The organism is Candidatus Methanoperedens sp. BLZ2 (genome assembly GCF_002487355.1).
In the GTDB taxonomy this organism is placed as follows: domain Archaea; phylum Halobacteriota; class Methanosarcinia; order Methanosarcinales; family Methanoperedenaceae; genus Methanoperedens.
Genome location: NZ_NTMG01000066.1, coordinates 12,817 through 33,620 on the forward strand (window position 1 = coordinate 12,817; position 20,804 = coordinate 33,620).

A 20,804-nucleotide genomic window follows, 5' to 3' on the forward strand; every position below is an offset into this window, starting at 1 on the left:
CCTCTTTAGCTTGTTACACACTGCAGCTTGTTCCGTAGTTGGCCGCGAACAACACGAAGTCCTGGCTGTTTATTTCACTGTTGTTGTTCATGTCAGCTTTGACGTTGTACCTCGAATCTCCACTCACTGAATTGTATGCACTGGCGAATAATACGAAGTCTGCACTATTTATGGAGCCATCGCCGTTTATATCGCCCTGGCATGTTGTTCCTGGTTGTGGTGTTGTCGTTGTTGGTGTTGGTGTCGGTGTCGTCGGTGTCGGTGTTGATGCTGCTTGACCATTGACATAGATATCTTCTGCATTTGCCGGGTCATGCCAGAACTTGAGTCTATCTCCGATCTTGGTTTCAATTGGTTTCACTGGATCATTGTCCCAGATATGCGTTACCGCTTCTGGTGCAACAAAGCCGGTTGTTACCAGGTATTGCTGTTCTTTCGGTAGAATGAACTCAGTGAACTGATCAGGCTTTGTTTGGAACCATTCGATTGTCCAGTGTTCCTTTAGTGTATTGTTGACAAAGGTCTCCCAATAGATTTCCTTGAGTTCACCTTTGAATCTGGATTCTTTCTCCTCTTTTATCCAGGTAATTCCAAGCGGATTCCTCTCTACCAGTGGGCCCATCTTATCGTGAGTCCATGTATCCTGTACGTCTTTCATCACAGTATGTTTCATGTTGTACTGTGGCATCTCTGGCAGCACTTCTCCATTCTTCCAGTCTCTCAGGTGGACGCCATAGAGTTTGATCGGTTCCTTTGGCAGTTTCTGCCTGAACGTGATGTACTTGAATGTGTCATCTGAGTTACTGTTAGCCTTTATTGCTACGACATTGTAGAACACATTATCCACAATGAATGCTTTCTGGTTCCAGTATTTATTTGCACCGATGTTCGCAGACAATTGGCCGAACAACCTGCCGACCTTTATTGTAATAGTATCCGGGCCATTTCCTCTGGCTACGGCCTCGACCTTTACAAAGAACGGTCCCTGGACTGAAGCACCTGTGTTATCCATACCTCTTGAGAAGAATTTCACTTCACCAGATCCAAGGACGACTTCAGCCGTCTTCAAACCGGTCGGTGTAGACCCTTCTTGTGAGTATATTTCCAGAATAGCTGCATCTATGCCATTTACTTTTGTCGTACTCTTGAAACTCACTTTGTGATCGAAGAACTGGACTTCATCACCAATATTGAGAGTGTTATGGTCGCCTTCCTGTGGATCAGCAAGCAGGAGAACTACACTTTCATCAGAGCTTACCCCTTTGCCGTCCGGATCCATTTTCTCAACTATTCCGTCATTATCTATGTCCATTCCAAGAGTCCTTTCGCTCTCAATCTGTACAAGGTCCGGTACTCCATCGGAATCTGCATCAAAGCTGTCTATGCCATTATCAGCTACTGCGGAAGCCATCGGTATATAGAATCTGCTTCCGTTTGGCACAAGCGTTGGTTGCTTATTGTCATCCAGGAACATGAAAGTGAATTCCTGATTAACGGATGGTCCATATACGTCACCTTCCCCTGAAACATCATTTTCAGGATTGTTGTGCTCTCTGAGCCTCCAGCCGTCGTGGTGAGACTTCGGTAGGTTATCATGGAAGACCGTTTCCCAATCCTTTAAATCTATTGGGTTTTCCAGGGAATTGCCATTCTTATCTTTGGTGACCTTGGTACCATTCTTGTCTTCAACAATAACATCCCATTCTCCATCTTTGTCTTCATCCTTGAACCACTCTTTCTCGTACCACATTCGCTTGAAGAGTTTCTCTGCAGGCGTCTGGATGTTGGCATCCCTTATGAATATTCTGCTGTAAACGTTGTCTATAACACCGTTGTTGTCAAAGTCATTGTCGTTATGCAGCATAATAATCGGATCGAATGTTACGTGATCTTTTCTCGGTGCCTCTCCAGCCTGTGGGAAGAATGGTGCTACTGGATCAGTGTATGGTTTGTTCTCTGGATCTAATCCGGTTAATGGGTCTTCGATTTCAAAGTTACCCGGTCCTTCACCGAAGGTACCGTATAATCTCAGCGAACCAATGGATTGTCCTCCGTTTGTCCCTGTGACCTCATTGACATAAAGACCAAAATTATTCTGGGGTTCATGTCTGAACTTCAAGCGATCACCTGTCCATGTCTTAATTGGAGTCTTCGGGTCATTGTTCCACAGGTGGAATTTTGCCTCCGGTGCTTCGAATCCTGTGGTTACAAGATAGTCCTGCCCTTTTGGCAACACGAATTCTGTGAACTGCTCGGGCATTGTATTGAACCATTCAATTGTCCATATTTCATCTGATCCACCTGGTACTATTGGTGCCTTACATGCCAAAGTGCTTGTAGAGTTAACCATAAGCTCAAACTGAATCATCTTATTCAGTTCTGTTCCATTGCCAAAATTGGCAAAGTCCCAGTCAAGTGCACTATATGTTATGAACCCTTTGCCCTGTGAACCACCAACTCTTGAATACATATGGCCCGGACCACTTACGTTCAATATATTCGTGGCATGCATATCTTCACACCAATCAGTTCCATTAGTTGTCACCACATTAGCATCTCCGACTGCATCGGTTGATGTTGTTAAGGCCAATGTATTAATATATTTTGGAGTTCCATTAACTGAGTTGGAAAGATCATTCTCTTCAGTTATATTGAGTATGCCTCCCCTTGCTCCCGCCTGTCCTGGGACTGATGTTTGGAAGATAAGGTTTGTTGGTAGCCAGTCATAAATGTTTGGTTGTAACGTCGTTGCTCCGGCATCACTATCCCATATTATGATTTTGCCTCCACCATTTACAAAGTTGACAAGTTCTGTTTTCTGGGCCGGGGTCATATCTGCAATGTTCACCTGGAATAGGATCACTGTATCGTTTGATCCGGTACTGACGAAACTGCCTATCGGTACCCTGGTTATGTTTAAGACACCTGCATCAAATGATCCATTTACCATATAGTCGGCAGGATTTAATGCAGTTACACCGCCAATATTTACACCATCTACAATCAACACATTCCGGCTTGATATGAATGTTGAAGGACCAATTGGCCCGGGTGTGCCGCTGCCTGCTTTACGGGTCTCATTGTATATCTCCTTGAGTTCGCCCCTGAATCTTGGTTCTTTTTCTTCTTTGATCCAGGTTATTTCAAGTGGCTCCTTCTGGGCAATTGGGCCCATCTTATCGTGAGTCCATGTATCCTGTACATCTTTCATCACAGTATGTTTCATGTTGAACTGAGGCATCTGTGCTAGCACATCTCCATTTTCCCAGACTCTCATATGTATTCCGTAGAGCTTGATCGTGTCTTTTGGCAGTTTCTGCCTGAACGTGATGTACTTGAAAGTGTCAGTTGTTCTATCACTGTGAGCTTTTATTGCTACAATATTATAGAATACATTATCCACAATGAATCCTTTCTCGTTCCAGTAATTATTTGCTCCAATGTTCGCGGCCAACTCACCGAACAATCTTCCGACCTGTATTGTAACTGTATCCGGGCCATTTCCTCTGGCTACGGCCTCGACCTTTACAAAGAACGGTCCTTGGATTGCCTTCCCTGTATTGTCAATGCCCCTGGAGAAGTACTTTACGTCACCTGATTGCATGATCACCTGTGCGGTAATCTTGCCTGTAGGCGCTGTGTCTTCCTGTGAGGAGATTTCAAGGATAGCTGCATCCACACCATTTACTTTGGTTGTGCCCTTGAAATTTACTTTGTGATCGAAGAATTGTACTTCGCCGCCTATACTGAGAGTATTATGGATACCTTCATTTGGATCGGCAAGTACAAGCACTACATTTTCATCAGAACTTACTTCTTTGCCGTCCGGGTCCATTTCCTGGTTTCTATTGTCAATATTGATCCCAAGGCTCCGCTGGCTCTCTATCTGCACAAGGTCCGGTACTCCATCGGAATCCGCATCAAAGCTGTCTATGCCATTAGTAGCTACTGCGGAAGCCATCGGTATGTAGAACCTGCTACCTGTTGGGGCAAGAGTCGGCTGCTTATTGTCATCAAGGAACATATAGGTGAATTCCTGAATAATAGATGGGCTGTATACATCACCATCTCCTCCATTATTTTCTGGATTGTTGACCTCCCTGAGCCTCCAGCCTTTTTCTTGAGACTCCGGTAGATTGTCATGGAAGAATTTTTTGAAATCATCCAGATGGATTGTTTTTACTAGATTACCGTTCTTGTCTTCAACAATAACATCCCACATTCCATCTTTGTCTTCATCTTTGAACCAGTCTTTCTCGTACCACATCCGCTGAAAGACTTTCTCCGCTGGTGTCTGGCTGTTAGGATTATTTATAATTATCCTGCTGTAAACACTATCATAGACACCATTTTTGTCGAAGTCATTGTCGTTGTGTAACATAATTATTGGATCAAAAGTAATGAAATCCTTAACAGGCGACTGATTCGACTGCGGGAAGAAGGGCGCAATTGGATCCGTATATGGTGGATTCTCAGGTTTCAATTTTGTTAAGGGATCTAAAAGTGTATGATTCCCCGCCCCTTCACCGAACGTGCCGTATATTCTTAAACTATCCGTGGCTGCATTTTCTGTTGCAAATGCAATTCCAGTCAATGCCACCATTACTGCAAGCACAGTAATAATTCCGATTTTTTTCTTTAATTCTACTCTTTGTATACATAAAACTGCAAGCATTGCAGTTAATATTCCTGTTCTATTTTTCTTTTTCATGACACTCCTCCTATACATTTCAGCGATGCGGTGTCCAACGATGCCACTCAAGCCTGGAAGCAATGCGAAACCCAAAATTCAGGCTCCGCCACTACTACACTCCCATTTTTTGTCTTGAATCGCCATTTCCCGATGGCTGCTTTCGTCTGATTTCCCTGATTTGGGGATAGTACCGGAAAGGTACCGTTTAATTATGATATTCGTTATTTAAGAATGTATAAGTAGTTATGACAACTGTTAAAAATATATAGTAAAAGCACATAGTATTAATGCGTTGATGTTTTAAATAACAGTTATATGAATTATAATTATTATGCGATATATAGACAAATTACTTACACTACTTCAGGATTCTAAATGGCATAAGCTTGATGAAATTAGCAAAAATATGCCTGTTTCTGCGTACCAGCTAAATGAAATTATATATTTCCTTCAGGAACAATCATTAATCGAATATGAGAATTCGGAACTGAAAATAACAAGTAAAGGTCTCCTATTTTTAAACCTTCCCATTTAACATTTCATCTACCTGATCCAATCTTCTGATCAATTCCTCTCCTCTTTTTGTGAGTTCATAGCAATTTGTATCACAATTTGTGATGAACCCTTCTTCCAATAAAAAACTAAAATATCTCTGGAAATTTCTCCAATCAAGATATGCTTTTTGCATGATCCTGGTCTTTTTTCCTTTTTTTTCTTCCCTGGTCACCTTGAGCAAATCCTGAACTATCTCCCATCTACTCCTATCTTTTCTTAAATTAGCTCCAATTAAGTTCTTATTGGATATATCAATAAGTTCTCTCATAATCAACGTTTTCTACCACCCAACCAGTATTGAAATTAATATTTTGTTTGCAATCATTCCCATAGAATGCAATTCAGACCATTTTGTCTTCTTAATTCTTAGGTTAATAGTATAATAAGTTTTCTATTTAAACTTGTTCCAAAAATTTATTTGAAACCATTTTACTATCCATTTTACAAAATTCATACTAATAGATTATGGTTTCTGCTAAGATAAATCCTTAAATTGAAGGTTCTGGTGCAATCCACAGAAAGATTTAAGTGTTACAACCAGTATAATACTATACGGGAGTAGAGAAACGATCTGATCTGATTATTTACGATTTCATTTAAATGGAAATTTAAATTGGAAATTCAGCGGGTAAATTAAGTAAATATTTTCATCTAAATGATCTTAAAAATATAATCGCGGATAGGTGCGAAGTTTTTCCTACTCTATCAATGGGGGTATATAAATGAGTCTGATGGATAAGAAAAAGCAGATGAAGAAAATTAGTGTGGTAATACCAACGATGAATGAATCTAAAAATATTAAGGAAGTATTTTCAAATATTCCTGATTTTGTGGATGAGATTGTTGTTGTGGATGGGAACTCAACCGATGGAACAAGAGAAGAGATTAAAAAATACAGGAGTGACACGAAAATCATAACAGAACAACCATCCGGAAAAGGCGCTGCAATGAAAACCGGTTTTGAAATGGCAACAGGCGATTTAATAATTATGATGGATGCAGACGGCAGTCATGACCCGGGAGAAATTCCATTGCTTCTTGACCCCATCCTCGATGGATTCGATGTTGCAAAAGGTTCACGTTTGCTGCCAGGAGGAGGATCTGCGGATTTCACGCCTTTCAGGAGACTGGGCAACAAAATATTTGTGTCAATGGTTAACACCCTGTACAGTACAAATTACACAGACCTCTGCTATGGTTATCGTGCTTTTAAGAAAGAAGCATTGGACCGGATATATTGCAGTTCAAATGGATTTGAGATCGAGACTGAACAATCAATACTTATGAAAAAAGCCGGGCTGAAAATCAAAGAAGTGCCCTCCTTTGAAGCAAAAAGGAAGAATGGGAATTCAAATCTTAATTCCATAAGAGATGGATTCAAGATTCTTAATGTTATATTGAAAGAGTATTTGAAACCATCCGATACAATAAATAAAAAGGATAAACATATTATTAGTTATACTAATAAAGTTAACACTGAATCCAGACAACGAATATCCGCCCCTGACCATCGTCCACTGGATTTCAAATAGTTAAATGATTTATTTTTTCTTTATAAAACCGAAAAAGATAATAAGAAGAAGTTCAATAATAAGAATACGGGGGCAAAGAATATTTCAAAATCGTTATTTGAAAGTATCTTGGTACATAAATGTGGGTGGTCAAGATGAACATTGCACTTTTAGCGCCTGAGTTTATGCCAAACTGGGGGGGAGCTGGAACGTATATAGTTGGACTGGCTAAAAATCTGTCAAAAAAACATAATGTCCATGTTGTGACAGTTAGAAGAAAAATTGATAAGGGTTCTGCTTATACCGATGAAAAAATCCTTGATTTTTTTGAAAATAAAATCCAACTACATACAATTTCAAATGCTAATGATACCTTTCTTTATAATGCTGCCTTCCAATATTCATGTTTTAAGGAACTCCCCATGATATGCAAAGAAAATAAAATAGATATTATCCATGCTGATGTTCCCCATATGTCTGACGTGATATTGAGATTATTAAAATCAAATAAGAACATGGTAACAACAGTACATACTATTATCGAAGGGCATAAAGAGGGGATTCTGGCTTCTGGACTTGATTTCAGTCAGATGGAGGCCTCTGAGAAATATACACTTGAGCTATATCCCCTGCTAAAAATTATTCAGAGACTCTATTTGAAAAGATCTCCTACAATTATAGCGGTTTCAAATTGGATGAAAGGACTACTTGAGCAGAACTATGGAATTAAGGATGTGAATGTGATCCATAACGGGGTAGATCATGAGCAATTTTTACCAAAGAGAAAAAATACTGGAAAAGTATTTGAAACAAATAAACCTGTTGTGTTATTTTCAGGAAGGTTCATTGCATTAAAGGGGATCAATATTCTGGTAAAAGCAATGCGGTATGTGATCAGTGAAACTAAATGTGTTCATTTTGTTTTTGCTGGTCCGGAAGCAGATAGAAAGTGGGTAAGCATGTTTGAAAATGAAGGTATTCCGTCACATTATTATTCTTTGTTAGGATATATTCCACATGCCGGGATGCCTGAAATATATTCAAATTCATCAATTTTTGTTCTTCCAAGTCTAATAGAAAGTTTTCCGTTTAGTGTTCTTGAAGCAATGAGTTCAGGACTTGCTGTAATTGCATCAAATGTTGGTGGTGTTCCTGAACTCATAGAAGATGGGGTTGATGGGTTGCTGGTTCCTCCCGGAAATCCAGAAATATTAGCTAAAAAATTATTATTTTTATTGAACAATGAATCCGAAAGAAACAAAATATCAAAGAAAGCACGTGAAAAAATATTAGAGAAATTTACGTCTGAAATAATGACAAATGAAACAGAGAAAATTTATGAACAAATATTAAAAGGGATTACTACATGAATGTACTATTAGTTAACCCACCCAGATTTAAAAAAATGTCTGTTATCAGGGAAGAGCGGTGTGAGATTATTGAAAGAAACTCAGTTTTACCCCCATATAGTCTTCTCCAGATCGCATCTCTTCTTCGAAAAAAAGGACATAAAGTTAATCTTATTGATGCAAACGGAGAGGATATCGAATATACAGATCTTGAAAAATTGCTTTCTGAAAAAGATTATGAAGCAGTTATCTTCAGGTTCACACCTACAACTTTCGATTGGGACACAAAGGTTGCCACAATTTCAAAAAAGTATTTTGATGCTCCTACAATTGGCATCTGTTACACTCTTGGCAATTTTGCACGGACTGTACTGAATGAAGCGAAAGACCTGGATTTTTATATATGGCATGAATATGAGGTTGTGGCGCCACAGCTTATTGACCAGCTCTCTAAGGGTGAAGATCTCCTAAATGTGGCAGGAATTGCATATCACTGCAATGGTGTAATACAAGTTAACGAAGATGCCCGGCCTATAGAAAATTATGATGATATACCTTTACCTGCATATGATTTGCTAAAGTCTTTTCAATTCTACTATGAGAATACAAAACATGGGCAACCCTTCACAATAATATACACGAGCAAGGGTTGTACATATTCTTGCATTTACTGTACTGTTGCTAAAACAAAATGGAAGGCAAGGTCTGCTGAGAGTGTGATCAGGGAATTGCTGTATCTTAAACAGAATTACAATATTAAAACCGTAATGTTTTTCGATGAAACTTTCACTATGGATAGGAAACGGGTTGAGAAGATTACGCAGGCAATTGTGGATGAAAAGCTGGATATCAAATGGTATTGTAACTCCAGGGTTGATCTTATAGACATGGATCTTCTTCAAAAAATGAAGCAGGCAGGATGTGGTGCGGTTAGCATGGGAATAGAATCCGGGAGTCAGAAGATTATGGCTGGAACGGATAAGAAAGCATCTGTTGAAATGGCGAGTGAAGCAATTAAAATGGTAAAAGATGCGGGGATCAAAGTAAATTGCAGCTTTATTTTTGGATTGCCAGGTGAGAACTGGGAGACTGTGAATGATACAATTAATTTTGTCAGGCAGACTCTTCCCACTGGCGCTCAATTCAATGTAGTGGCGCCTTATCCGGGAACAAAATTGTATGACATTGCTATGGAAAAGGGATGGATAACGAAAAAGACAGATTTCAGGAGCATGTTTCAGCATGAATCGATTATGAGGACAGATGAATTAACAACAGAAGAACTGGAAAGTGCAAGAAAAAAGGCATACAGGGCAATATATTTTTACCCTCGATGGTGGATTCAGAATATTGGATATGTACTTAAGAATCCGGATGATTTGATCCTTGCAAGTAATCACATTATTAAAATACTGAGTAATTATTTAATTAACAAAATGGATTTTGCGCATTAAAAGAGTGAGGCATGAAATCATGGACAATGAGATTAAAACAATATTAGTCTCTCCGCATTCAGATGATATTGCATATTCAATTGGTGGGACCTTGTTACAAAATTTTTTCAATCGACCTATTTTAATGGTGACTATTTTTACAAAATCTAATTATTCACCATGTATTAAAATATCTGGCTCTGAAATAATATCAAAATTAAGGCACCTGGAAGATATTGGATTTACAGATAAATTAGAAATGGGCTACCAGGGTCTCAATTTCAATGAACCACCACTTAGAGGTTACTCACGTATGGGTATATTCACAAACAATAATCCTGATTCAGATCCGATTTATACCGAGGTGCATAATAGTTTATTAAAATTAATAAAATCATATCCATGTGATTTGATAGTATCGCCAATGGGTCTTGGGAACCATATAGACCATATTATGTTATGCGATATTTGCTGCAGGATTGCCAAAGAAAATAATATAAGAATTGTTTTTTATGAGGACCTTCAGTACGCATCGATGTTAACTTTGAAACAAATAAAAATTAGGGCATACTCTATTAATCCAAATCTTAAATATTTTAACATAAATATTAGTCCTATATTTAATAACAAAATTGAAAACATGAAATTTTATAAGACACAGGCACGCAGGACTGTCTTTACATTGATCAAGTCACATGCTCTTCGTCTTGGTATTGAAAATAAAAGTTTAATAGATATGTTCGGACCATATAACTTATATAAATATTTATTATTTTTATTTACTAACAAAAGAGTAAATATTCCATTATACGAACGTATATGGTATGAGAATGGTGGAACAAATGAACATAACACATCTGAAATTAAGATTAATAAAACAGAAAAAATTTATGAACAAATATTGAAAGGGGATTAGATATGAAAGTTTTACTGGTGAACCCACCAAGGTTTAAAAAAATGGCTGTTATCAGGGAAGAGCGGTGTGAAATTATAGAGAAAAATTCAGTATTACCTCCATACAGTTTGCTCCAGATAGCCTCTCTTTTACGAAGACAGGGGCATAAAGTTAGTCTTATTGAAGCGAACGGGGAGAATATCGAATATCCGGATTTTGAGAAATTGCTTTCCGGGGAGGATTATGAAGCAGTTATTATCAAGTTCACTCCTTCAACTTTTGACTGGGATATGAAAGCTGCATCAATTTCAAAAAAGCACTCAGATGCCCCTACAATTGGCATCTGCTGGACTCTTGGAAATTTTGCACGGACTATCCTGAATGAGGCAAAAGATCTTGATATTTACATAAGACATGAATATGAGGTGGTAACGCCGGATCTTATTGACAGGTTAGCTAAAGGACCCGAACTTTCAGATGTGGCCGGGATTGCATACCGTTCTGATGGTGAAATAATAATCAACAGGGACGCTGATCCTATAAATAATTATGACGACATACCTATCCCTGCTTATGATTTATTGAAATCCTTTAATTTATATTATGCGGATACCAAACATGGCCAACCTTTTACGATAATGTATACAAGTAAGGGCTGCCCCAACTCCTGTATATATTGTACAATGGCAAAAACCAAATGGAAAGCAAGATCTGCGCACAGCGTACTTGAGGAACTGAGATATCTTAAGCAGAATTACAATATTAAAACTATAATGTTTTTTGATGAGGTCTTTACTTTAGATAAGAAACGGGTCGAGAAGATTACTCAGACAATTGTAGATGAAAAGCTGGATATCAAATGGTATTGTAATTCCAGGGTTGATCATATAGACATGGATCTTCTTCAAAAAATGAAGCAGGCAGGATGCACGGCCGTTAGCATGGGAATAGAATCCGGGAGTCAAAAGATCATAGGTGGAGCCAATAAAAGAATATCAGTTGAAGAATCAGCTAAAGCAATACAAATGGTCAAAGATGCAGGAATTAAGGCGTATTGCAGTTTCATTTTCGGATTACCGGGTGAAAACAGCACCACTGTCAAAGAAACGATCGAGTTTATTAAACGAACACTTCCCACAGGCGGTGAATTCAATGTTGCAACGCCTTATCCGGGAACCAGGCTTTATGAAATCGCTCTGGAAAAAGGGTGGATAACAGAACAAACGGATTTCAGGAGCTTGCTTCAGAATAAATCGATTATGAGAACTGAGGAATTAACAAGTGAAGAGATAGATAAAGCCAGGGAAATGGCGCATCAGGCGATATTTTTGAATCCTAAGTGGTGGATTCAGAATATCAGATACGTCATCCAGAATCCGGACGATTTCAACCTTGCCAGTAAATACGCCATCGGCGCATTAAAATTAGCTTTCGGACATTAAATAAACCAAAGGACGAATATTTATGGAGAAAAAAATATTTCTTATGACCTCTTCTTACTATCCGCCATACCATATAGGAGGAGACGCTACACATGTAAAATATCTCTCAGAAGAACTGGTGAAGCTTGGACATGAAGTGCATGTTATGTTCAGCCTGGATGCATATAGTTACAAGAAACCAGATTTTAATGGGGATTTTAAAGAAACTGATGAAAGTAATGGTGTTTTTCTTCATCCTCTGAAATCGCCTTTAGGTAAATCAGACTTGTATCTCACCTATCTCACAGGAAAATCAACGTATGTTAAGAAGACATTTGATAATCTGTTAGGTGAAATCAAACCTGATGTCGTCCACCATCATAACATCTTCTTTCTTGGATACAATATCCTGAAAAAGCAGGGAAATTATAACAATCTTTACACTGCCCATGATTATTGGCTGATATGCCAGAGATTCGATTTGATGAAATATGGCCAAAAAGAATGTGAAAATAAAAGTTGCCTTTCATGCACCTTCCATTCAAAAAGGTTACCTCAGACATGGCGGGGAAGTAAAGGATTTATTCAGGCAGTTGGAGATATTAATACTATTATTGCTCCAAGTAACTTTATGAAAAAAAAACTTTCTAAATGGCTGCCTGTAAAGGCTAATATTGTACATATACCCAACTTTGCTCCCGCTCCGCCCAACGATATAAAAGAATCCGGTTATTCAAACTATTTTTTATTTGTTGGAGTGCTTGAAAAGTATAAGGGAATCTGCAATCTCCTCAAAGTATTCATAGAACACGAGAAGGAGATAGATGCAAAGCTTATTATCGTTGGAGAAGGCAGTCTCAGGGAAAAAATCACGGATCACATAGCCAGAAATAAATTGGAGAATAAAATTATTGTTTTGGGGTGGTTAAGTCATCATGATCTCTGGTCGCTTTATAATGGTGCTCGGGCGTTGATAGTTCCTTCAATCAATCTTGAAAATAATCCTCTTGTTGCACTGGAGGCAATGTCAGTGGGCACTCCTGTAACCGGAAAGGATTCTGGGGGGATTGGGGAAATTATCGGAAAAGTGGATAAAGATATAATTTTTAAAGGTGAGGGGATAGAGGAGATTAGACTATTTTTGCAGAATAAAAAATTTTATTCCAAGGAAAAAATCAAGCAAATCTATGCCAGATATTATTCGCTGGAGGGATTTATGAGAGAGTATGTATCGCTTATTAGGAATGATAATGAAGCACAGGTAAAAGCTTCGGGCAGCCCTTCTTTTAAGTATTTGTGAGGAAATATGCCTGCATATATAAGAAAATGGTTTTCTTCTCCCCCTAATTCAAAAACATATATATGTATTGCACTTATCAGTTTCTTATTTTTATTTTATAGTATCTGGGAAATAAAACCTGTTTTAATTGATGTAGGAGATTTTCTCGGATTGTTATCTCACTTAACCTTAGCATATTGGACAGGATATGTCCTGGTGTTGGTGTTCTCTATCAGACTGTTTTTAGACAAACAAATAAAACATGATAGTATATATTTACTATTTCTGATTGCTATTGGATTATTCCTTTTTGGAGTGCCGATATTTGCGGAAGAAAATCCGCGATTCCCTTGGTCTTACTATCCCGCAGGAGAAGTTCAGGCAGTTTTAGATACAAACCATGTGGACATTGCATCAAATTATCCTCTTATGACGTATCGTTCCTGGCCATCTATGCATCTTATTTCCGCAAGCATTTTGTATTTGATGGATATCAAAATAGCTGATTTATTAAAATATATGCCTTTATTTTGGGTTTTCTCAGTAATTTTAATTACTTTCAGTATCGGAAAACGTCTTGGATTGTCACCGAACCAATATTTTGCATCATCTTTTCTCTTCCTGGCATCATTCTGGACGGGTCTTTACTACTATGGACCTCCGTCTCTCGCATATTTGCTATATCTTTTGTTATTTCTGTTTATCGTTGCATTCAGTAGAATTAATCCTAATTCGAGTTTGATAGAACCCCACAAGGATAAAAAAAGTGGCAGAATTGAAAATACAATACTGATAAGTCTGACTTTTGCATCATTGGTAATAACACATATATTGACTCCAATTGCGGTAATACTAGGATTTATTTTTTCATCACCATTTATTAGAGCACTCAATAAACAACGTGTTAAATTCATAATACTTTTTTTTCTAATCTTTATTGTCTGGCATATATACTTTGCACCTGTTATGTTTAAAACCGGCTTAGTAGAGTTCATGAGAATAGTTACTGAATTTGATTTTCTTGGCTTTTTTAAAACTGAAAAGTACAGTCCAGGGGAGTTCTTGACACGGTGGATAGTACATTACAGCCGTCTTTTTTACTTAGTAGTATACGCTATTGCTATGATTGCCGCAACTTTTCTCTACCTAACCCGCCGAATCAAAGAAAATTATATGGAATCAACTAAAATTTGTTTTTTTTGGCTCGTTGGTATTTTGACCCTTTTTGCATTAAGGTATGGTCGAAATGAAATAGATGATAGGATTTTCCTATTTTCATTAGTACCAATGGTGTTTATCATATCCTTTGCATTTGATAGGAAAATCATTGCCGTCATGGCAATTTTGCTGGTACTTTTCCACATGCCAGCGCATTATGGGACTGAAAGTTTTGATTCGATACGAACAACTGAACTAAGCGGTACGAAGTTCTTTGCCACAAACGCGGTATTTGCTGGCACAGAAACATATTTTTCTATGTGGGATACGTTCATAGATTACTATAATCCTGAGATGATTAAAGTATTATACTGGACAATGCCAGTTGCGGACAAACCAGATCCCTCAATTATCGGTAATGCAACTTATATAATAAATAGTATTGGAAGTCATAATTTTATATATTATTCTTTTGGTTCAGACCCACTTGAAGAATGGATACAGGTGAATAGGCAAACCTTAAATGGCCTTTACGATAATGGTTATTATCAGATATACAGAAATAGTAAATGATCAAAATCGAGAATCAGTCATGAGATATATTGAAAAGCTCCGATGTCATAACCCGCATATTGGGAATATATTTTACCATCGAAATCCATGTTTGGAACATTTATGACCGATCCCCTATTTATGGCTGGCGAAGTGTTCATTAGACGGAAGTCTGCATTGGCTTGATTAACGAACTCGGGGTCTCCTTCAACATAATTGCTTCCTTTGGTTTCATCCTGCCTCCCCTTGTAATCATCTATAAGATTGTGATCAATTACTGCATTGACATTATTTACTTTGATCGAATAGTGATTATTCTTGCTGACTATATTATTCCTGATAGTTACATTAACAGCTGAGGAATAATCTAAAGAGATTCCACCTCCCCAATCATCGACCAACCCGTTGTTATACACAGTATTACCTATTATCGATATGTTTTCCATAAGGCCGTTACTATACCATGAAATGTCTATCCCTGTTGCTGCATTGTCATAGATTAAATTGCTGTATGCGTTGACATTTCTGAGGCTGCCTCCATTCTCGATGGCAATAGCTATTCCGCGGCCGCTTCTTCTACCATCATGTACCCTGTTACTAAATATCTCAATGTCACTAGAAGATCTATTCCATGAATCTATATAAATACCTGCACTTTCATGCTGGCTTATATCATTGTGATGTATCCTTCCGTTGCTTGACCCGTCTTTTACGTCTATGCTCTCGGCATTATTCAGGTAAAGTTTATTATTTTTTATTTCGAATCCATTGACATTTGCCAGTGAAATAGTCTCATGCTTCCTCTGGCTTAAACCTTCCAGAGTCTGAGCTTTTGTGATTTCATTCCCATCTATAGTAATGTTCTTCCCGTCTTCTACATATATTGCAGAAGATGCAGTATTCCGAATGTAGTTTTTCTCGATAGTTATGTTTGTTGGAAAATTCGATCCATAATCACTTGTTACTACGATCCCCATGAACATGGAATTTATTATCCTGAATCCTGAAATATTTATATAACTTGAGCCATGGATTTGAACCAAGCCATCCCAATATGATACAGGTATACCCATACCATCAATAGTAACGTTATCGCCCGGATATACGGAAAATGTAATATAATTTCCTTGATCTCCTGAGTTTTTAACGTAAATTCTTTCATTATAAGTCCCATTCTTGATGTAAACAGTATCTCCGGCGACCAAAGTGTCTGTGGCTTTCATAATAGTCTTCCACGGTTGTTGCTCTGTGCCAGGGTTATAATCGTTTCCATTTTTGGCTACAAAATAGGTTTTTGAAGAAACCGGTGTTGGTGGTAAAGGAGTAGGTGACAATATGAGTGATAAAAAGTAGACGAGTATTGACAACATGAGAGTTAAGAATAATATAAGTTTCAAAATGTTCATTTTGGTCATCATTTTTTCCTTGTCACCTTCCTATCTATTCGAAATAATTCAATCCAATAAACGTTATAGAAGCAAAATTTCTATCTAATATACTTATAAAGATTGATTACATATGAGCATATATTGGTTTCCAAAAATAAAAGGTTTGGCTTTGGATAGTAATCTGAAAATTCATAGTTTTCAATTTTCATATCACCACTATCTGGTTTTTCTATTGATTCCACCGGCTGCCATCGCTGCAGAAATAATCAATAATACACTAGCTGCGATATTCTCACTTGATATTGCCGGCTCTCCTATTCCCATGTTCATTATTCTATCACTGATACCGTACTCTAATGCGGGTATGAAACTGCCATCGGTGAATAAAAGTTCTGCATGGACAAAAAATATATCGTGGTAAACAGGATAAAACAGAGATATACCTCCGGTAAAAAGGTCAAGAATAAGATGCGACGTAAGGTAGAAGCAAATTATGCCGGACACTTGCCGTCTTTTTTTTACAAAAATAAGTAACAATAGAGGGATTATTACTATGAATACATTGTGAAATAGTACTCTGTGAAGCGGGGTAGGGCTAAATTTCAGCACGAAAAAAAGGCTATCTGCATCTGGAAGTGCTGCAAAAAAACTAAGGGTAATCACTTCTGTCGGATTCAGTTTAAGCTTCTTTGAAAATAAGAAAAGTATCGCAACCGGAATAAATATATGATTGAACAAAGAGGACATTGTTCATCACTTTGTCACTGTTAATATCGATTTTAGGACAAATCCTGCCATGTTTCTCATTTTATAGACCACAAAAAGCGCAACCAAAGTATTTGCTGCAAGATAAGCAAAGGCTGCACCCTCGATGCCTGAACTCCTTAGAAGAGGCAGGGCAAAGACAAGAGTAAAAACAGCAATTGCAGAATTGATCTTCACCACACTAAATACTCTTTTTTGAGCATTCCTTATTGTGATGAAAATAATGTTCAGAGACATAGGCAGGCTTGCAGCTGCAAGGATCATAAGTGTGGTTGATGAGTTTAAGGCATAGGTTGGATTAAAAAGATTCAGGATAAATTTGCCGAAAAACACAAAAATAAGAATCCCCGGAAAAAGAAGGGCTGCATTTAATTTTATTGCCTTCTTCACTTTCTGCCACAATTCTCCACTATCTGAGGATTCTGCGAGAAGTGAATTTGATATTGCCTGTGGGATTCCATATAGCAAACCTGCAATCATCATTGCGATGTAAAAGAATCCTGTTGATTCAGTAGAAACCATATTAATTATCATTATAGGCAGTATAAGTCGCGGAAGAGTAAAGAATACATCTGCAAGATAGTTCCCTGCCGAGTATCCTGCCATGCTCTTGATTATGGGATCAAGCATAGGAATGGGTAAATATCCTTTCCATAACAAGGACAACAAAAAAAAACCCGTTATCACCGAAAGCAGCACACCTATGCCCCATGCCATAAATATACCCATAGCTCCGAAAACTGAAAAAACCTGGAGGGGAAGAATCTTGAATAAACCGAAAAGCATTTCTTTCGTCATATGAAATGATGATTTTCTTCCTGCTATGAATGCGCTGCTTATGTTCGCTGAAGTAGTGTAAAAGGACGTAACTGCAGCAAAAAGTATGACGTACTTTAAATTACTAAGGATAGATTTCAATGGTGGCGCCCAGATATCAAGCCCAAAAACAAATATGGATGAGAAAACAAGCGATGCAACGATACTTGAAGTCAGGCATGAGTTTATTATCTTGCTGGCATTTTCCCTGTTCCTTGGTAGGTAGAATATGAAAGCCGTTTGGAAGCCCAGGCCGCTTATCATTGAAAGCAGGAGCATGCTTGATAATAATGCCGATATTGTTCCAACTTCATCCGGTGAATAGTATCTGGCAGCTATAATCCAGAAAACGAAGCCAAGGAGGAGGTTCAAAAAATTTGCTCCTATGAGATAGAAAGAATTTTTGAGAAGAGGGTCATTATAGATTTCGCTGAATAAGCGCATATTGTTCATATAGTGCGAAGTGATAAAAACATTCCGAAGGGAAATTCAATTTTCATTCAAAATAACAGCTTTTACAAAATTCAGGTATATTATGGGTTCTAATCCTCTCACGTAATACCATATATTCTCTTGAATTCCAAATATCACTAAAACTTGTTTCAAAAAGATTTCCCATTTTTAACGTATGGGAATCAGCAATATTGCAGCAGGGAATAACGTCACCATTCGCTGCAATATAAGCACTGGTCCAAGGCCAATAACATTTATTCTTTCTTGAAAAACCTGTGCTCATTATTTCCAGAATTATTTTTTCTTTTTCAGCAGCATTTTTTGCTTCTAGCCATATATAGTCAAATTCTTTAGATTTTAAATCTATTCTAATAGTTTTATTATATCGGTCAATGTTGTTTTTTCCCCAATTTACAAGAGTGGTTTGTAAATAAATGGAATCTACGCTTAATAATTTTGACAGTTTGACTATTTGGGTGGCTTCATGAATGTTGTTTTTAGTAATTACAGACCATATTGATAAACGAGGATATATATTCAAACCTCTATGATTAGCCAAATCTCCAATATTCCTAAGGATTTTTTCAAAATTACTCCCTTTTCTAATCTTTTCATGGATTTCCGGGGTTGCCCCATCAATACTAAAACAAATATGAGTATTTTTTAATTGAATCAATTTTTTAGCTAAGTGTTCATCATAAATAGTTCCATTAGTAAAAACTAGCATTGAAATTCCACGCTCTTCTCCTTCTTTCAACATAAAAGGTAATTGTCTGTTAAGAAAAGGTTCTCCCATCCCCTGTAATTTAGCTGATAACAGATAAGGAAATTGGTTTAAGATGTATCGATAAGATTTTATATCTAAATATCTGATGTCTTTTGTCCAATGGCTCACTTGACAGTGCTCACATCTTAAATTACAATTGTTGTTAGGTTCAATATCAATCGTTGCTGGCAAAAAGGGTACTTTCTTTAACTTGAAAAAGTAAGCAACTATTATGCCAACTAAATTAATACTTTTATATATTTCACCACGTTTTATCGCCAAAATAAATAACTTATAGTATTTTGATTTATTTCTAATATATCTGAACCATTTAAATAGCATTTTATACCATCATTTGACAGTGGTTTTTTCCATATATAGTTTTCACATTCTTTTAGTAGCCACATTCGTTAGAATTGACTATATTCCTAAGTAACCTGGGTTACGGTTTTAAATTTTATTTTTTTACTTTCCTCCATTTGTTTTATCCTGTAACAATATAATCTATAATTCTCCAATAAACTATGTTTCTTAATTTCTTCAAATAGAAATAAGTAATTTAACATTTTAAACTTTAACCTGGAAATGGGACCTTTTGTCATCATGACGACCCTGTTGTTGCTCCTTAACTTAGGCTGCCATCTTAGCTTATATGCCTCCTCCCCTCTTAAGAAGTCAAATTCTTTTAAGCCTCTACCGATCAAATCCTTTAGTATATATAAAATATGAATGTTACCAACCGAATTAGAATAATCGGGGTCAAATGCAGTCTGATAATAGTAATATTTCCCATAATATTCAAAACCCAGAACACCGGACGCATGCTGTCCATTTATATCTAAGAAGGAAAGATTCAGCCAGCCATTCTGTGCAAATTTTTTTGCAACTTCAGTCAAAAATCCTTTTTGGGTTGTACTAAAACAGGGTACACCCTGGTAATTCATTTTCTTTTGATGCATTTCCCAGAAGTCAATCAAGTTTTTTTCCAATGAAATTGTTGTTGAGAATTTTTTAAATTGTATATGGCCTATTTTTTTCTCGATTTTTTTCTCACCTTTGCGTAAATTTCCCCTGAACTTAGTACTCAGCATCTTCAGGTGGTCGTCCAATGATGATTGGATAAGTATGTATGGGGAAAAACCTGTATTTTTTTCTCCTATGAACATTGAATCCTGGCTGAAAGATGGGTTTTTCAGTATATTAAAGAACTTTGAATCACCGGGTATCTGATCGAAACGAAGTGTAAGTTTATTATTGTCAAGATAATATTTTATCAGGCTAAACATCTCCTTGAGTTGACCGTCATCAGGGTCGGAATAAATAATACCTCCGTAATCAGATGAATTCAGCCCGATATTTTCAACAACATCATGGCTGAAAAGAAAGGTGCGATAAGTTGAACAGAGCAATGGAATAATTCCAATTATTTCATCCCGATCTTCTATCATTAATATTTTTAACTTTTTGTTATCGCTAAAGTGACCCCACCATTCGAAGAGCCATTCCCATGTTAAAAATATGTTTTTATCTCTACCCTTTGCCAGCACATCATTCCATGTCCCCCTCATAGATTTGAAATCATCAACTCTATTTATTTCTCTTATTCTCATTCGATCCCCCTTTTTTAGAATAATCCCATTGGTTGAATCCCATAACTTAACCCCATCGCCTGTAAAAGGAAAGCTTTAAATGTTTAATCAAAAACAAAGTTTAAATTGTAATTTTTCCAATATTCAAATTTAATATTATTCGGCATGATTGAAATAGATT

General features: G+C 37.1%; 15 protein-coding genes. 8 read left to right on the plus strand and 7 right to left on the minus strand.

Going from position 1 to position 20,804, the window contains the following annotated elements; translation table 11 throughout:
- Positions 1-13: 13 nt before the first annotated feature.
- Positions 14-4,711, minus strand: coding sequence for a dockerin type I domain-containing protein (locus CL181_RS12640; RefSeq protein WP_097299671.1), 4,698 nt, complete (start codon positions 4,709-4,711; stop codon positions 14-16).
- 313 nt (positions 4,712-5,024) lie between these two features.
- Here CL181_RS12640 and CL181_RS21560 point away from each other — a divergent pair, with 313 nt between their 5' ends.
- Complete coding sequence (locus CL181_RS21560) at positions 5,025-5,228, plus strand: helix-turn-helix domain-containing protein (RefSeq protein WP_097299672.1); 204 nt, start codon at positions 5,025-5,027, stop codon at positions 5,226-5,228.
- Here CL181_RS21560 and CL181_RS12650 read toward each other — a convergent pair.
- Positions 5,211-5,516: a winged helix-turn-helix domain-containing protein gene (locus CL181_RS12650; protein WP_097299673.1), complete on the minus strand. Its 306-nt coding sequence runs from the start codon at positions 5,514-5,516 to the stop codon at positions 5,211-5,213. The two genes, CL181_RS21560 and CL181_RS12650, sit on opposite strands and share 18 nt — an antisense overlap.
- 454 nt (positions 5,517-5,970) lie before the next feature.
- Between CL181_RS12650 and CL181_RS12655 the strand changes: the two genes are divergently transcribed.
- From CL181_RS12655 to CL181_RS12685, 7 genes are all read left to right on the plus strand, one after another.
- Entirely contained in the window at positions 5,971-6,780 is an 810-nt protein-coding gene (locus CL181_RS12655) for a glycosyltransferase family 2 protein (RefSeq protein ID WP_097299674.1), read from the plus strand.
- Between the two features lie 134 nt (positions 6,781-6,914).
- Positions 6,915-8,129, plus strand: a complete 1,215-nt coding sequence (locus CL181_RS12660; protein WP_176505209.1) for a glycosyltransferase family 4 protein — start codon at positions 6,915-6,917, stop codon at positions 8,127-8,129.
- Positions 8,126-9,562 (plus strand): radical SAM protein, encoded by a 1,437-nt coding sequence (locus CL181_RS12665; protein ID WP_097299676.1) that lies wholly within the window; start codon positions 8,126-8,128, stop codon positions 9,560-9,562. The genes CL181_RS12660 and CL181_RS12665 overlap by 4 nt, the downstream gene beginning before the upstream one ends.
- A gap of 19 nt (positions 9,563-9,581) precedes the next feature.
- Positions 9,582-10,457 (plus strand): PIG-L family deacetylase, encoded by an 876-nt coding sequence (locus CL181_RS12670; RefSeq protein ID WP_097299677.1) that lies wholly within the window; start codon positions 9,582-9,584, stop codon positions 10,455-10,457.
- Between the two features lie 2 nt (positions 10,458-10,459).
- A complete protein-coding gene (locus CL181_RS12675; RefSeq protein ID WP_097299678.1) occupies positions 10,460-11,878 on the plus strand; it encodes a radical SAM protein in 1,419 nt (472 codons plus the stop codon).
- A gap of 22 nt (positions 11,879-11,900) precedes the next feature.
- Positions 11,901-13,157 (plus strand): glycosyltransferase, encoded by a 1,257-nt coding sequence (locus tag CL181_RS12680; RefSeq protein WP_097299679.1) that lies wholly within the window; start codon positions 11,901-11,903, stop codon positions 13,155-13,157.
- A 6-nt stretch (positions 13,158-13,163) separates the two neighbouring features.
- Positions 13,164-14,867 (plus strand): hypothetical protein, encoded by a 1,704-nt coding sequence (locus CL181_RS12685; protein WP_097299680.1) that lies wholly within the window; start codon positions 13,164-13,166, stop codon positions 14,865-14,867.
- 17 nt (positions 14,868-14,884) lie between these two features.
- Here the strand turns inward: CL181_RS12685 and CL181_RS12690 are convergent, their stop codons facing one another.
- The 5 genes from CL181_RS12690 to CL181_RS12710 form a co-directional block, all read right to left on the minus strand.
- Positions 14,885-16,264, minus strand: coding sequence for a right-handed parallel beta-helix repeat-containing protein (locus CL181_RS12690; protein ID WP_097299681.1), 1,380 nt, complete (start codon positions 16,262-16,264; stop codon positions 14,885-14,887).
- Positions 16,265-16,450: 186 nt separating this feature from the next.
- Positions 16,451-16,981, minus strand: a complete 531-nt coding sequence (locus CL181_RS12695; RefSeq protein WP_097299682.1) for a metal-dependent hydrolase — start codon at positions 16,979-16,981, stop codon at positions 16,451-16,453.
- 6 nt (positions 16,982-16,987) lie between these two features.
- Positions 16,988-18,268, minus strand: coding sequence for an oligosaccharide flippase family protein (locus CL181_RS12700; protein ID WP_097299683.1), 1,281 nt, complete (start codon positions 18,266-18,268; stop codon positions 16,988-16,990).
- 43 nt (positions 18,269-18,311) lie between these two features.
- Complete coding sequence (locus CL181_RS12705; RefSeq protein WP_176505212.1) at positions 18,312-19,316, minus strand: radical SAM/SPASM domain-containing protein; 1,005 nt, start codon at positions 19,314-19,316, stop codon at positions 18,312-18,314.
- A gap of 146 nt (positions 19,317-19,462) precedes the next feature.
- Positions 19,463-20,644 (minus strand): GNAT family N-acetyltransferase, encoded by a 1,182-nt coding sequence (locus tag CL181_RS12710; protein WP_097299685.1) that lies wholly within the window; start codon positions 20,642-20,644, stop codon positions 19,463-19,465.
- Positions 20,645-20,804: the final 160 nt, after the last annotated feature.